We start from the raw sequence: 14,473 nt of genomic DNA, 5'->3' as shown, positions 1-14,473 counted from the left end.
GCGGTTAGTCGATCCGTTCACGCGCTCCGGCGACGAGCAGGGGGAGCGTGATCGTCGCATCGGCGTAGACGGAGGCGTTGCGAGCGGCCTTTTCGAGTTTGCCCCACGACCGGGCTTCGTCCAGCGTCGCGCCCGAGAGACCGCCCGTGTTGGGCTGGTCCATCGTCAACTGGACGGCGTAGTCGTAGGCGTCGGGCGAGACCAGCATCGTCTGGAGGACGTAGTTCTTCGGGACGCCGCCGCCGACGACCAAGGCCCCGGCCTCCTCGGCCTCGTAGGCGAGATCCGTGATCGCGGTCATGTCCCCGAGCGCGTCGAGGGTAAACGGAGAGGTCTGGGAGTACATCCACGCCTGCAGGCCCAGCACCGAGTCCTGCACGGCGGGGCAGTGGATCGGCACGTCGTTCTCGTATGCCGCGGCGGCGATGCCGGCGTCCTCCTCGATGCCCTCCGATTCGTTGCGCTCGCTGTTGGCTCGCCCCAGTTCTGCGGTGAGTCGCTGGATCGAGACGCCGCCGTCGTCACACTCCTCGGCGAGGACGGGAAAGACCTCCTCGCGGAGGTGAGATTCGAACAGTGCGAAGTGTTCCTGCGGGAGGTAGACGTTGTAGATGCGGTCGACGCCCTCGTCGCGCAGCGTCTCGTCGTGTTCGCGCTCGGTCTTGCCCTCGGCGTGGACCTCGCCGTGGTGGTGCTTGCCGCCGATAGCCTCGATAGTGTCGTGGGTGAGGTTCGCGCCCGTGGTGACGAGCGCATCGATGTGGCCGTCCCGGATCAGGTCTGCGACGACGGCCCGCATCCCCGTCGGGACCATCGCACCGGCCAGTCCGACGAAGGTGGTCACGTCCTCATCACACATCGCGGCGAAGATGTCGACGGCCTCGTGGAGATCCGCTGCGCCGATGCCGGCCGAACCGTACTCCTCGATCAGTTCGCCGACGGTCATGCCCGCTCGGACCTCAGTGTGGCCGATCGGGTCGTGACTGAATGTCTCGCGCTCGTCGTCGTGGTCGCTCATTGTCGACAGTGTGTGAGCCGCGACTTTCAACGCCGCGGTTCCGGCCGCTCGCCGAAAGTCCGATGTACGTGGCAACCAAGGTGTGACCAATGCACACGGTCGGTGTCGACAGGCGACTGTCCGAGCACACGCGCAGCCAGCTTCGCGAGCGTATCAGTCAGATCGGCGACCGCGAGTCACTGACCGTGACCGCTCCCTACACGGGCGAGACGGTCGGTGCAATTCCGCAGTGTACGGCCGCCGATGTCGAGACAGCCACCGAGCGCGCGCGGGCGGCACAGACCTCGTGGGCGAAGCGACCAGTCGACGAGCGCGCAGCGATCTGCCAACGGTTCGCCGATCTGGTCCTCGCCAAGCGCGAATCACTGCTGGACACCGTCCAGTTAGAGACCGGCAAGGCCCGGTTCGACGCCCACGAGGAGTTGCTCGACGTGGTACTGAACGCCGACTACTACGCGCGACACGCCCCCAATTTTCTCGCTGCCGACGGCCGGACCAGCGGCGTCCCGCTGGTGACGACGGCGACGGAACACTACGATCCCGCCGGTGTCGTCGGCCTGATCGAACCGTGGAACTACCCGCTGACACTCGCGATTTCGGACATGCTGCCGGCGCTGCTGGCGGGCAACGGGATCGTCCTCAAGCCCGCCGAGGCGACACCCTTCACCGCGTTGCAGGCCGTGTCCCTGCTCGACGAGGCGGGCGTGCCGGCCGATCTCGTGCAGGTCGTCACCGGCCACGGGAAGCCACTCGGTGAGCCACTGATCGCGGGCGTCGACCACCTCACCTTCACTGGGTCGACGGCGACCGGCCGCGCCGTCGCTACGCTCGCGGGCCAACACCTCGTCGACACCTCGCTGGAGCTGGGCGGGAAGAACGCCGCGGTCGTCCTCGACGACGCCGACATCGAGCAGGCGGCCCGAGGAATCGCACGCGGAGCCTTCGCCAACGCCGGCCAACTGTGTATCGCCTTCGAACGCGTCTACGTCGATCAGCACGTCTCCGACGACTTCCTGCGAGCGCTCGTCGCGGCGACCGAACGGCTCGAACTCGGCGCGACGTTCGACTTCGGGCCGGACGTGGGATCGTTGATCGGCCAGCACCAGCTCGACACCGTCGAGGCCCACGTCGCCGACGCCCGCGAACGTGGCGCGACCGTCGAGACCGGCGGTCGCCGCCGCGAGGACGTGGGACCGCTGTGCTACGAGCCGACCGTGCTGACCGGGCTGCCCGACGACGCCGATGCGGCCTGCGAGGAGACGTTCGGTCCGGTCGTCGCGGTGACGCCGGTCGCTGGCAGCGAGGAGGCCATCGCACGCGCCAACGACACCGACTACGGCCTGCACGCCAGCGTCTGGACTGGGGACCGCGACCGGGGCCGGCAGGTCGCCCGCCGGATCGACGCCGGCTCGGTCGCCGTCAACGACGCCTACCTCGGGATGTGGGCCTCGACGGACGCACCGATGGGCGGCGTCGAGGATTCGGGAATCGGCCGCCGCCACGGCCGGCAGGGGATGCTGAAATACACAGAGAGCCAGACCGTCACCACCCAGCGCGGACCGCCGCTCGTTCCGTTCGACGGCGTCCCCAAGCGCCTCGTCGCTGGCGGCGCGACCGCGGGCGTCAGGCTGTTGCGCTGGTGGCGCAGGCACCGACCGTGGGGACCGTAATGCGGTTTCTCACCGGCTTTCCCGGCTTCCTCGGGTCGGCGCTGGTCGAGCGTTTGCTCGCCCGAAGCGACGCGCCGATCACGTGCCTGATTCAGTCGGTGTACCGCGAACAGGCCGAGCAGCGGCGTCGAGCGCTGACAGAGCGGGTTGGTGTCCCGACAGATCGAATCGTACTCGTGGAAGGCGACATCACCGAGCCCGATCTGGGACTCGACGAATACGACCGCCGCCAGCGAGCAACCGAGGCGGTGTATCACCTCGCCGCGGTCTACGATCTGGGCGTCGACCGGGCGCTGGCTCAGCGGGTCAACGTCGACGGCACCCGCCACGTGCTGGATTTCGCCGAGGGTGCCGACGTAGACCAGTTCCACTACGTCAGCACGTGCTACGTCAGCGGTCGCTTCGACGGCGAATTCACCCATACGGACCTCGACGTGGGCCAGTCGTTCAACAACCACTACGAGGCGACGAAGTTCACCGCCGAAGTCGCCGTGCAGGAACGAATGGGAACGGGCCTGCCGGCGACGATCTACCGGCCGGCCATCGCCGTCGGCGACAGCCAGACCGGCGCGACCCAGAAGTACGACGGTCCCTACTACCTGCTCGCGCTGCTGGACCGCCAGCCACGCGTCGCCGTCGCGCCCGCACCGGCCCGGCCGACGACGATGAACGTCGTCCCGCGGGACTTCGTCGTCGACGCCATCGCCGAACTCTCGGGACGGGCCGACACCGTCGGCGAGGTGTACCAGCTAGCCAACCCACACCCGCCGACGGTCGCCGGTATCGCTCGCGCGTTCGGTCGTACGACCGGACAAGCCGTCGTATCGGTCCGCGGGACGGCAGCCCTCTCGACGACGCTGCTGGAACGGTACCCCACCGTCGCCGACCGCTACGGCATCGAACCGGCGGCGATGCCGTACCTCACGCATCCGACGACCTACGCCGACACGAACACGCGTCGGGCACTCGGGGGCACTGGCGTGGCCTGTCCGCTGTTCGAGAGCTACGCCGACAGACTGGTCGCGTACGCCCGTGAACACCCGGATCTGGGCGACGATGCGATGGTGTGAAACGGTCACAGACCTCACTAGAAAGTGAAAAATTCCGGTATCGGGGCCGATCACCGGGATCTGTTGGGATTCGACAGAAGCTACCGGAGTAACCGACGCTATCGACAACAATGTCCAGAATATCCAGTATATGAAAATCAAAAGTCCAGCAAAAAGGCAGATAAGAGTACAAAATGCAAATGCTTATCCGTGTAACCCGCATTTCGTTAATTGCAATGGCAAACGGTAAGGTTGATTTCTTCAACGACACAGGCGGTTACGGATTCATCGAGACTGAGGATGCGGACGACGACGTTTTCTTCCACATGGAAGACGTGGGCGGCCCGGACCTCGAAGAAGGTACTGACGTCGATTTCGACATCGAACAGGCCCCGAAGGGCCCGCGCGCGACCAACGTCGTTCGCAACTGATCGGAATTGCTGTAGTCGCTGACGGCGTCGCTTCGCGACGCCCGAAGCCGACCGATCGCAGGGCTTGTTCCTGCGATCGGCTACAGCAATCCCGATGTCTCGGACCGCCGCTGACGCGGCGTAAGAGCTTTTCAGTTTTCTGGACACTCACCGACGAGCGATGCCACCGCTTATAATGGATGGCGACCCGCTGCAAGCGACGCGTCGAGGGTGCTCGCCGGACCCTCACAGCGAGCAGGCTGGGTTTTGCTCTCGCGTTCCGATCGAGATCGACTAGCGGCGCGACCGATCAGGCGTCGCCGCTGACTTCAGTCTGCGTGCTGGTCTCGATCGGCTCGCTCGTCTCGGTCGGCGTGGGCGCTTCCGTCAGCGTCGCCGTCGCCTCGCCGCCGGTCTCGGTCTGGGTCGGAGACGTCTCGGTGTCGTTGCCGACCGGTGGCGCGGTGATCGTCGGGGTCGGCGTCGGGGTGTCGGGCAACTGGACCGCGACGGTGGCGTCGACGGTTCGGACGACCCGGAACGACTGGGCGTCGCCTTCGGGCGAGACGTTGCCAAGCGCCAGCGCAGAGTGGGCGCTGCCGTTGTCGAGGGTCACGTCGGTCGTCGCGAGCACGGGACCGTCGTTGTCGGCCGTTGCCTCGCGGATGTCGACGCTGTAGTTTCCAGCGGGCACCGTGACGTAGTCACCGGCCTCGCCGTAGGAGACGTTCTCGGCGAGTACCACGGTGTCGTTGCCGGAACCGACGGTCACGTCGACCGAGGGGGCGTCGGGCGAGAGGTGGATGACGCTGACGGCCGACTCGCCGGCGGCCGGCTGATAGGCGTTGTCCTCGTAGCGGATCACTTCGAACGGCTGGGTTGCGTTCTCGCCGATCTCACCGGCCGCTGCGACCGTCGTGATCGACCGTGGATCGAGCGTGATCGAATCGTCGAAGACGACCGTGCCACTCTCGTTTGCTGCGATGGTCACGTTGTACGTGCCAGCCGACAGGGACAGGTAATTACTGACGCCACCGAACGGGACATCGGCCAGTACGGTCTCGTTGTCGACGGTAACGTCGACCGCAGGCGCGTCGGATGCGGCGTGAATCACGCGGAGATACGAGGCGTCCTGTGTCGCCGTTTCGTCGGTGTCTGGGGCCTGCTGGAGACCGGCAACGCCACCGACGACCAGCATACTCCCGAGCAACAGCGCGGATACGACGAGCGTACTCAGGGTTCGTGCAGTTGGTATCGACATTCCATCACCGAGAAAGGACGACCGGCGCTTTGTTATAAATCGCCATACAGGTCGGCGGGCGCGCAGTCCACACACCCACCGCTGGTAACGTCACCGTTGTCACCACCGGCATGCCGGTAACGTCGCCGTATCGAACGGACACATCGCCACGCTGGCGACCGAAAGGCCGGGTTATCGGCCGAGTCGTAATCTCTGGGCCTGCAACGGTCCTCCCGACCTGTCGTCGTCGGTCGCTCGGCCGGCACACCTGTCGGCACTGGGCGACGACGGAACCCATATACGTCTCAGTCGCCAGCACTAGGTATGAACTACGACGCAGCACTCGACAGAGCGTTCGACGCGCTCCCCGACCAGCCCCGGGAAGGCGGTGACCGACTCTCGGTCCCCGATCCCGTTGGACAGACCGACGGCGCGTTCACGCGCCTGACCAACTTGGACGCCATCTCGGACGCCCTCTCGCGTGACTCCAAGCACGTCCACCGGACCATCCAGCGCGAGTTCGGGACGAACGGTCAGTTCGACGGCAACGAGGCCCGCTACAACGGTGACTTCTCCGTCAGCGACTTCGAGGCCGCCATCGACGCGTACATCGCCGAATACGTCACCTGCTCTGAGTGTGGCCTGCCCGACACCAAACTCACCACGGAGGACGGCGTCGACATGCTCCGCTGTGAGGCCTGTGGGGCCTTCCGCCCGGTCACCAAACGCTCGACGAAGAACACACAGACCGACCGCCCGACCCTCGAAGAGGGCAAGACCTACGAGGTCAAGATCACCGGCACCGGCCGCGAAGGCGACGGTGTGGCCGAGAAGGGCAAGTACACCATCTTCGTCCCCGGCGCACAGGAGGGCGACGTGGTCGACATCTACATCGAGAACATCAGCGGCACGCTGGCCTTCTCGCGACTCGCATAAAACGAGACAGTAGCGATCGTTTTCGGAGTGACCGGGACGCCGATAGCGTCACTGCTTCGACTGGACAACCGAAGGAAGCCACTGTTTCGCCCCTGGAACGGAAAGTAACTGACCACAATCGTTTTCCCCCCGCTGGTCATCCTGACGAGCGATGCGACTGGGCGTCGACGAGGCCGGCAAGGGACCGGTGTTGGGTTCGATGTTCGCCGCGGCCGTCCGGTGTGACCCGGCCGACCTCCCCGACGGCGTCGGAGATTCGAAGGGAATCCCCGACGAGCGCCGGGAACGACTGGCCGAGCAGATCCGCTCGGTCGCGACGGTGGGGGTCGCCGAGATCACGACCGACCGGATCGACGACCCCGAGACGGACATGAACACGCTCACCGTCGTGGCCCACGCCGAGGCACTCTCGGCGGTCGCAGCGGATGGACTCTCGGGCGTGGTCGACGCCGGCGATACGAACGCCGTCCGCTTCGAACAGCGGGTCACCGACAGGGTCGACGCCGACCTCGACCTGACCGCGAAACACCGCGCAGACGAGACCGACCCGGTCGTGGGTGCCGCGAGCATCGTCGCAAAGTCCGCACGGGAGGCCCACGTCGAGGGTCTCGCCGAGGAATACGGAACGGTCGGCAGCGGCTACCCGAGCGATCCGAAGACACGCGACTTTCTCGAATCGTACGTCGACGACCACGACGACCTGCCCGACTGTGCCCGCCGGTCGTGGTCGACCTGTTCGGACGTGCTCGCCGCTGTCGAACAGTCTTCACTCGACTCCTTCTGATACGGACGGTTGTAGCGATGTACCAGTGAGCGTCTACCCCGTGGCGACGCTCACCGGTACGCAACGACAACTTTCCGTATGAAAATCGGTCGGCCGCGAGAGCGGCTATTGCTCGTCGTCCAGCACCAGCTTGCGGAGGATGTCACCGTAGGCCGGTCGGGTGATCAACACACCGATCAGCACGCCGATGATGGTGATGATCGCGAAGCCGGTCAGATCGCCCAGTCCCAGCACCGTCAGCGGACTCATGGCGATGATCGTCGTCGCGGCGGCGGCACCGATGACCCAGAACGCCTTGCGGAAGCGGTTCTGGAACACCCGTCCCGTCGCGACGCCCTCGCGCTGGAGGATCTCGTCGGCGATGATGATGAGGTCGTCCACACCGGTCCCGATGACGGCGATGAAGCCGGCGATGTGCGAGAGATTGATCGGGAACTGGATCAGCGAGACGAACCCCAGCAACAGGAGCACCTCCGAGAGGGCGGTGACGATCATCGGTGCGGCCACGCGGGGGTCACCGTAGCGCAGGAAGACGGCGAGACTGACCGCGAGCACCGCGATGATCCCAGTGATCAGGGAGTTGATCTTGAACTGATCCGCGAGCGCCGGTTCGAGCGAGGTCGTCTGTGCGTTCTCGAAGTCCAGTGGTGCGGGCAGGGGCTGACCAGCCTTCAGGCTGAGTTCGATGTCGCGGGCCTGCTCGCGGGTCGGCGTCGTCATCGAGAACGTCGGGTCGTTGGTGAACGTCCCACTGGCGAACGAACTGGCGAGGTCCCCGTCGACACCGCCGCTAAACACGACGTTCCCGTCGAGCGTGGCGAGCAGACAGTGAGCACCGCCGGGCGCACCGGTCGACTGACTCGGGTCGGTCTCGTTGTAGAGACAGCGGTACGTCGTCGCCTGATTGAAGCCGGCGTTCTGCACGTCCCGGACGAATCCCGGTGCGGCCTCGTCACTGATCGTCACGGAGACGCCATAACCGGAGTCTCGGCGCTCTTGGACGTTGCCGATCCGCGTGAAGTCCTGCTGGGTGAGGACCTGATTGCGGACGTAACTCCCGTTCTCGCCGGGCGTGAAGGTGTAGACTCGGACGACACCACGCTGGTCGACGATCGACCGCAGGTCGTCGATGTCGCGACCGGTCGCCTCGATGACGATGTAGTTCTGGCCGGTCGCGGACTGGGCGGCCTGGACGTTGGCGTTGCTGAGCGCCGAGAAAGAGAGTTTGCGCTCGATGACGCGGACCATCTCGTTTCTGGTCGCCTGCGTGACGCCGTCGCGCACGTCGCTCTCACTCACGTCGTAGCCCTCTTCCTGCAGGGCGGTGGCGAGTTCGGCCTGTGAGACGTTCTCGGTGAACACCTCGACCGTCGTGCCCGCGTTCTGCTGGGCCTGCTCGTTGGGCAGGCGCACTTCCACGTCGATCTGTTCGACGCCGAAGCGCGAGACGAGCGCGTCCCGTAGCCTGCCCGCCTCGGTGCCGTTGGTTATCTCGACGTCCTCTGCGGTGATGCCGACGATCGGCGCTCGGATACGTGACCCCCCGTCGAGTTGAATCCCGTACTGGAGGTTCGACAGCCCCGCGTCGGAGGCGTTTGTCGCGTTGACCTGGGTGGCGTTGTCACCCGTCGAGACAGTCGCGCCGGGGACCAGCAGCGTAACGAGACTGCCCAGCGCGAGCACGACGAGCAGGATGATTCGCCAGTTCTCGCGGAGGCCGCTCATCGGGACACCCCCTCGAACTTGTACCAGCGAAGCAGTGAGAGATTGAGCATGTACGTGTTCATCAGGTCGGCAGCGAGGCCGATCACGAGTACGACACCGATCGAGGCCATCAGCTCGATGTTGAAGATCGTCGCCACGACGGCCATGACGGCCATCGCCGACAGCGACGTCAGCGTCATCGTCACACCGGTCTGCATCGCCCGGTACGTGCTCTCGTAGAACGACCCCGACCGGCGCAGGATGTGGTTGTTCAGGAGGATGTCCGAGTCGACGCTATACCCGATCAGCATGAGGAGGGCGGCGACGGTCCCAAGCGAGAGTTTGATCCCCAGCAAGTTCATCGCCGCCAGCGGGATGACGATGTCCGAGAAGGCGGAGATGACGACGGCGATACTCGGGACGAACGTGCGGAAGAGCGCGAACACGAGGACGCTCATCCCGACGAACGCCACCAGCACGCCGAGGACGGCGGTCTGTTGGTTGCCGCTTCCGAAGGCGGCAGCCGTCGAGGAACTCGACAGCAGTTCCATCCCGGCGTCCTCGGCTTGGGTCCTGAGCTGGCTGATCTGGCTCGACTGGAACCGGACGATGTACTGGTCCTCGTTCGGCCCGACGGTGTCTGCCTCGTCGACGGCCTGCTGGACCGACAGCGGTTCGGCGTCGAAGGACGCTTCGACCTCCGACTGTGACATCTCGGTGACGACGGTCAGTTCGGCTCCACCCGTGAAGTCGATACCAGGTGTGACTGGTGCGCCCGTCATCGCCCACCACCCGACGAGAATCAGTATCGCGAGGCCGAGTACCGCCAGCGGCACGGCCGCCAGCTGGCGGTTCGTGTACTGGTCGTAATCGACCTCCGGTACCTCGAACGCGTTCATGGGCGTGGGTGTGCGAGCGCCCCGAATAAGCCTTCTTATCTCTCGATGGTGACACACGCCCGCGACGGAGCTTTCAGCGGCCGGTTCCAACGACCGGTATGATGACTGCGACCCGTCTCGTATGTTCGTACCCGGCAGATCTCAGCGAGTGGGGCCGGCAGGTGATCGAGCGCCCAGCGTTCCGGTCGTACCTCAGCACGGCCCACGACACCGCCAGCGAGGGCGACGTGTGGGACGAGTTCGTCGGTGTCGGCTGCTGTGGCAGCGCACTCGACGTACCACTCCGGGTCGAACGCGTCGAGGGCGGCGCGGAACTGTCCGACGAGACCGAGATCGAGTACGTCGAGCGCGAGGCGTGTGGCGTCGCCGGTGGCTGGCGCGTCCAGAGCGCCGGTGGCCCGACCGAGTGAACGGTCCAAAAGCGATTTAGTTCGGCAGATACCGGACGCTGACGACGCCGTCGCCGGCTCGAACGGAGACGCGGTCGACACCCAGCCGTGCGGCCCGCTCGCGCGTCGCCACGTCGTCGAGTACGTCTTCGGCGGCGGCCTCGGCGTCCGGGACGGTCAGGACATGGAACTCACCCGACCCGGCGCGTTCGCGTCTCGTGATCTCGCCGACGGCCTGCTCGGCCGCGATGTCCCGTGCGAGCTGGGTCGGGGACTCGTCGCTGCGTTCGATCGGAATCCGCCACTGGCGCTCGATTTCGGTGAGCTGATAGGCCACCTCCAGCGGTGGCTCCGGTTCGACGGTCCCCTCGATGGCCTCGTCGACTTCGAGTCCGGGGTTCGAAGCGAGCGTGATCACCTGCTGGTCGATCACGTCGCGCAGCGTCGCCGTCTCGGCGTCTGCGGCCGTCACGAGGAACGTACTGGTCTTCATACCCATCGGTAGCGACTCGGTGCTTTTCTCGGTCACGGTTCCGTCACGGGCGAGCGTGGGCTACCGCCAGCGCCGGACGACGGCGAGCATGACGGCCACGGCCACGATGGGCGGGATCAGTCCTGCGAGTCTGGGCAGCGAGTACAGCACGTCGACGACCGGTGCGAGGAAGCCACTCGTCGACTCCTGTTGTCCCACGGGCGTCGAGATGATGGCAGCAACGTACAGCGAGGCGATGAAGGCGTAGCCGACCCCCGCTATCGTCGCCTCGAAGCGGGTGTCGGCGTTGCCCCGCCGTCGTCGTCGAGCCACGAACAGCACGGGGGCGAGCAGCGGCGCGACGACGAGCAGGCCGACGAAGATAAAGAAGGCCCGCACGAAGCTGAACGTCCCGCCGCCAGCACCGACCGTGTTGCCAAGCAGGACGACGAGCGCGAGTCCGAACAGGAGCGCGACCAGCGCCGCTGCCAGTCCGCCTACCAGTACGTAGCTCCGAAAGAGGTAGGACTCGCTCGACCGGAAGGCGTAGGGGAACGCACCCACCAGCCCGCCGTAGGTGTCGTCTTCGTCGACTGGGGCTTGCGGCGTCGCGGACTGTGACTCGTCCGATGGCGATGGAGTCGCACCGCCACCGGTCGCGCTGTCGTCGGTCCGGCCCCACTCGTCGTCGGTCCGGCCCCACTCGTCGCCGCTCGCGCCCTGATCGACGGCGTCCTCGGCCATTGTCGGCCATAGGGAACGGCTGGGGTTAAACACCGCGTTTCCCGCCAGTGAACGACGCTGGGCGACGGAGATGAGGCGTACTTTTTACGCTGCCCGGTCGAGGCTGGCACATGAACGTCGACATCGGGAACGTACTTGGGACAGTCGCCGACCCGGGACTCACCCGGGACGACCTCGACGAACTGGACGAGCGAGTCGCCACAGCCCACGAACGGATCGACCGCGGGCGTGCCGAGGGCGACTTTGGCTACGCATCGCTCGCGCTGCCCGAACGGACCGATCCGGCGGCGATCAGGGACGCCGTCGCCCCCGTCGACGACGCCGAGACGGTCCTGACGGTCGGGATCGGTGGCAGCGCACTGGGGGCGCGCACGATCACGAGCGCACTGGCCGACGACGGCGGCGCGAGCCACGTCGTGCTGGACAACGTCGACCCCGATCACGTCGAGCGCGTCCTCGCGGATCTGTCGCTCGCCGACACCGCCGTCAACGTCGTCTCCAAGTCCGGGACGACCGCCGAAACCCTCTCGAACTTCCTCGTCGTCCGCGAGGCGTTCGTCGACGCCGGCGTCGACTGGACCGAACGGACCGTCGTCACTACCGGCGACGAGGGGCCGCTGGCCGATCTGGCGGCCGAACACGACCTGCCGACACTGGCGGTGCCCGAGGGCGTTCCGGGCCGTTTCGCGGCGCTGTCGGCGGTCGGTCTCGTCCCCGCGGCGATCCTCGACTGCGACATCGAAGGGGTACTTGCCGGCGGGCAGACGGCACTGGACTCGCTCGCGCCGTCGCTGTACGACTGCCCGGCCTACGCCTACGGCGCGGTGGCCTACGCACTCGAAGAACGGGGCGCGTCGATCAACGCCGTCATGCCCTACGCCGAGCGACTGGAGGCCTTCGCCGAGTGGTTCGCACAGCTCTGGGCCGAGAGTCTGGGCAAGGACGGGCGCGGCCAGACGCCGGCACGCGCACTCGGCGCGACCGATCAACACTCCCAGTTACAGCTGTATCGGGCCGGCCGCCGGGACAAACTGGTGACGCTCGTCCGCCCGCGCGAGCGTCCCGAACTCGCGGTGCCACCGACCGATACCGACGCGCTCTCTCATCTCGCTGGCACCGACCTCGGTGAACTACTGGACACGGAGCTACGCGCGACCGAAGGCAGTCTCGCCGCTGCAGGCCAGCCCAACGTCCGACTCGAAATCGACCGACTGGACGCCGAGGGTCTCGGCGAGCTACTCGTCGCGATGGAGGCCGCCTGCATCCTCGTTGGCGAACTGGCCGACATCGAGACGTTCACCCAGCCGGCCGTCGAGTGGAGCAAGCAGGCCGCTCGCGACAGTCTCGAAGGCGAGGAGACCGAGCGAACCGCAGCCATCGCGAACAAGACCGAACTCGTCGTCGACGACGAGTGACGAACGCTTGCGACTGGTGAGCGCGACAACAGACAGTATAAGGGGGCGTCTCCCGAACGCTCCCGTAGATGGGGTCGGACCTGTATCACACCGCGGACCGGTCTGTTCGACTGGAAGCCGTCGTCGCGTCGCTTGGCATCGTCGCCTTCGCCTACGGCGTCGGTATCGTCCTCGCGTCGCTCGGTATCTGGGCCGCTGCGTCGGTCGGTTACACGCTCGAATCGACGCCGGTCGTCGTGCTCGCACTCCAGTACGCGCTGTTACCGGCGGGTTTCGTCCTCGTCGTCGTGGGCTACGTGGTCAGTGGCGGCCACGGCGACCTCCTGCGCTATCGGCTGCTGACCGCCCGTGATCTGGGCTGGATCGTCGCCGGCTTCCTCGCGCTCGTCGTCGCGTCGACGGTACTGGGCGAGGTCATCACCGCGCTCGGCGTCGAGAGCGCCCAGAACCGGGCCATCGTTCGGGGCCGCGAGAACCCGGTCCTGTTCCTGCTACTGTTGCCGATCACGCTGCTGTTCGTCGCGCCCGGAGAGGAACTGGTCTTTCGCGGCGTCGTCCAGGGGAAGTTCCGAGAGGCCTACGGCCCGCTGCCGGCCGTCGTGATCGCGAGCCTGCTCTTCGGGATCTCGCACTCGGGCGCGCTGACCGGGACCGGGCAGGTCACCTATCTGGCGGTCGCGACGATCCTGGGGCTGATCCTCGGGGCTGTCTACGAGTACACGGAGAACCTGCTGGTCCCGATCGCAATCCACGCCGTCTGGAATTCGCGGATCTACATCGTCGAGTGGCTCGACATCGTCCACGGGGTCACACTCCCGGTGTGACGGCTGTCTGACGGGGATTTATGCGACAATGTAGCATACCACGGCGTATGTCGACCCGGTACACGGTCGTCTGTGACGACGACCAGGCGCGAGCGGTCACACGGCTCGCACACCGGTACGGGATCACCGAGGAGGAGGTCCTCGCGCAGTTGATCGACCTCGGTCTCGAATCCGTCGAGGAATCGACTGTTTAAGCGGTCTCTGGACTACGCCGGGTTCTTCCGCGAGAGATCACTCCCGCAGATCGGACAGCGCTCGTGGTTCTCGTCGAACTCACGGCCACAGCCCTGACACTGAAATCGCCAGTCGCGCTGCTCGGCGATGCCCTCCTGTGCGATCACGTCGACCGCGACGTTGAGTTTCTCGGCGACGTTTTGCATCGCGTAGTCGTCGGTGACGAGATTCCCGTCGAGTTCGAACGCGGCGGCGATCAGACGAACGTCGGTGTCGGAGAGTTCGGCCAGATCGCCGGTCTCGCGGGCGGCCCGCTCGACGCGCTCGACGGTTCCCGGTTCGGGGATATGCATGTGCATCCCCGACCCCTCCAGTGCGTCGAAGCGGTAGGAGCTTTCCCCTTCCAGTTCCTCGCGGACGAGCGGGATCGAAGCGATCGGCTCGTCGGTGTGATACTCGTTGATAAACGCCGATGAGTCGAGAACGTACATCTAACGCTTGACGATCATGTGGTCTTTGACGGCCTGGACTCGCTCGACCGGAACGAGGAGACGTCCGGTCTCGTCGCGTTCGAAGTCGTTCTCGCGGAACGACTCGTGGGCGTCGATGACGAGGTTCTTGAGTGTCCCCGTATCGAGGTCCATCGTGATGTTGTACAGGCTGCCGATTTCCGCACCGTCCGTTCCCATGACATCCTTCTCCGTGAGGTTCTCGGCGAGTATTTCTGCCATACAGGTCCATCCGA

Annotated in this window: 17 protein-coding genes; 9 read left to right on the top strand and 8 right to left on the bottom strand. The window is 65.9% G+C overall.

Going from position 1 to position 14,473, the window contains the following annotated elements:
* Nucleotides 1-4 precede the first annotated feature (4 nt).
* The gene (locus AC5FRW_RS01055) at nucleotides 5-1,018 is read right to left on the bottom strand and encodes a deoxyhypusine synthase (RefSeq protein WP_493566562.1); all 1,014 of its coding nucleotides are present in this window, start codon (nucleotides 1,016-1,018) and stop codon (nucleotides 5-7) included.
* An 89-nt stretch (nucleotides 1,019-1,107) separates the two neighbouring features.
* On the opposite strand from AC5FRW_RS01055, the gene AC5FRW_RS01050 reads away from it, so the two are divergent.
* From AC5FRW_RS01050 to AC5FRW_RS01040, 3 genes are all read left to right on the top strand, one after another.
* Nucleotides 1,108-2,688, top strand: a complete 1,581-nt coding sequence (locus AC5FRW_RS01050) for a succinic semialdehyde dehydrogenase (protein WP_493566561.1) — start codon at nucleotides 1,108-1,110, stop codon at nucleotides 2,686-2,688.
* Entirely contained in the window at nucleotides 2,688-3,758 is a 1,071-nt protein-coding gene (locus AC5FRW_RS01045; protein ID WP_493566560.1) for an SDR family oxidoreductase, read from the top strand. Before AC5FRW_RS01050 ends, AC5FRW_RS01045 begins: the two co-directional genes overlap by 1 nt.
* A gap of 215 nt (nucleotides 3,759-3,973) precedes the next feature.
* Complete coding sequence (locus tag AC5FRW_RS01040) at nucleotides 3,974-4,168, top strand: cold-shock protein (RefSeq protein ID WP_493566559.1); 195 nt, start codon at nucleotides 3,974-3,976, stop codon at nucleotides 4,166-4,168.
* Between the two features lie 289 nt (nucleotides 4,169-4,457).
* Here the strand turns inward: AC5FRW_RS01040 and AC5FRW_RS01035 are convergent, their stop codons facing one another.
* Nucleotides 4,458-5,408: a DUF4397 domain-containing protein gene (locus AC5FRW_RS01035; RefSeq protein ID WP_493566558.1), complete on the bottom strand. Its 951-nt coding sequence runs from the start codon at nucleotides 5,406-5,408 to the stop codon at nucleotides 4,458-4,460.
* A 303-nt stretch (nucleotides 5,409-5,711) separates the two neighbouring features.
* Here AC5FRW_RS01035 and AC5FRW_RS01030 point away from each other — a divergent pair, with 303 nt between their 5' ends.
* Nucleotides 5,712-6,323 (top strand): translation initiation factor IF-2 subunit beta, encoded by a 612-nt coding sequence (locus AC5FRW_RS01030; protein ID WP_493566557.1) that lies wholly within the window; start codon nucleotides 5,712-5,714, stop codon nucleotides 6,321-6,323.
* Nucleotides 6,324-6,474: 151 nt separating this feature from the next.
* A complete protein-coding gene (gene rnhB, locus AC5FRW_RS01025; RefSeq protein WP_493566556.1) occupies nucleotides 6,475-7,107 on the top strand; it encodes a ribonuclease HII in 633 nt (210 codons plus the stop codon).
* 105 nt (nucleotides 7,108-7,212) lie between these two features.
* Here the strand turns inward: rnhB and AC5FRW_RS01020 are convergent, their stop codons facing one another.
* Nucleotides 7,213-8,832, bottom strand: coding sequence for a preprotein translocase subunit SecD (locus AC5FRW_RS01020; protein WP_493566555.1), 1,620 nt, complete (start codon nucleotides 8,830-8,832; stop codon nucleotides 7,213-7,215).
* A complete protein-coding gene (gene secF, locus AC5FRW_RS01015; RefSeq protein WP_493566554.1) occupies nucleotides 8,829-9,710 on the bottom strand; it encodes a protein translocase subunit SecF in 882 nt (293 codons plus the stop codon). Before secF ends, AC5FRW_RS01020 begins: the two co-directional genes overlap by 4 nt.
* A 101-nt stretch (nucleotides 9,711-9,811) precedes the next feature.
* On the opposite strand from secF, the gene AC5FRW_RS01010 reads away from it, so the two are divergent.
* The gene (locus AC5FRW_RS01010) at nucleotides 9,812-10,120 is read left to right on the top strand and encodes a DUF7968 family protein (protein WP_493566553.1); all 309 of its coding nucleotides are present in this window, start codon (nucleotides 9,812-9,814) and stop codon (nucleotides 10,118-10,120) included.
* Between the two features lie 16 nt (nucleotides 10,121-10,136).
* Here AC5FRW_RS01010 and AC5FRW_RS01005 read toward each other — a convergent pair whose 3' ends face one another.
* A complete protein-coding gene (locus AC5FRW_RS01005; protein WP_493566552.1) occupies nucleotides 10,137-10,592 on the bottom strand; it encodes a DUF5812 family protein in 456 nt (151 codons plus the stop codon).
* Between the two features lie 60 nt (nucleotides 10,593-10,652).
* Nucleotides 10,653-11,315 carry a DUF8056 family protein gene (locus AC5FRW_RS01000; RefSeq protein ID WP_493566551.1) on the bottom strand — a complete coding sequence of 221 codons (663 nt, stop codon included), beginning with the start codon at nucleotides 11,313-11,315 and terminating at the stop codon, nucleotides 10,653-10,655.
* A gap of 110 nt (nucleotides 11,316-11,425) precedes the next feature.
* Here AC5FRW_RS01000 and AC5FRW_RS00995 point away from each other — a divergent pair, with 110 nt between their 5' ends.
* From AC5FRW_RS00995 to AC5FRW_RS00985, 3 genes are all read left to right on the top strand, one after another.
* Nucleotides 11,426-12,730, top strand: a complete 1,305-nt coding sequence (locus AC5FRW_RS00995; protein WP_493566550.1) for a phosphoglucose isomerase-related protein — start codon at nucleotides 11,426-11,428, stop codon at nucleotides 12,728-12,730.
* 68 nt (nucleotides 12,731-12,798) lie between these two features.
* Entirely contained in the window at nucleotides 12,799-13,554 is a 756-nt protein-coding gene (locus tag AC5FRW_RS00990) for a CPBP family intramembrane glutamic endopeptidase (RefSeq protein WP_493566549.1), read from the top strand.
* A gap of 47 nt (nucleotides 13,555-13,601) precedes the next feature.
* Complete coding sequence (locus tag AC5FRW_RS00985; protein WP_493566548.1) at nucleotides 13,602-13,748, top strand: CopG family transcriptional regulator; 147 nt, start codon at nucleotides 13,602-13,604, stop codon at nucleotides 13,746-13,748.
* Between the two features lie 12 nt (nucleotides 13,749-13,760).
* On the opposite strand, the gene AC5FRW_RS00980 is transcribed toward AC5FRW_RS00985, so the two are convergent.
* Nucleotides 13,761-14,219 carry an NOB1 family endonuclease gene (locus tag AC5FRW_RS00980; RefSeq protein ID WP_493566547.1) on the bottom strand — a complete coding sequence of 153 codons (459 nt, stop codon included), beginning with the start codon at nucleotides 14,217-14,219 and terminating at the stop codon, nucleotides 13,761-13,763.
* Nucleotides 14,220-14,459 (bottom strand): PRC-barrel domain-containing protein, encoded by a 240-nt coding sequence (locus tag AC5FRW_RS00975; RefSeq protein ID WP_493566546.1) that lies wholly within the window; start codon nucleotides 14,457-14,459, stop codon nucleotides 14,220-14,222. It lies immediately after the preceding gene.
* Nucleotides 14,460-14,473: the final 14 nt, after the last annotated feature.

The sequence above is a fragment of the Halomicrobium sp. HArcht3-1 genome, assembly GCF_058933345.1.
This window is presented reverse-complemented; position numbering and strand designations above follow the sequence as displayed.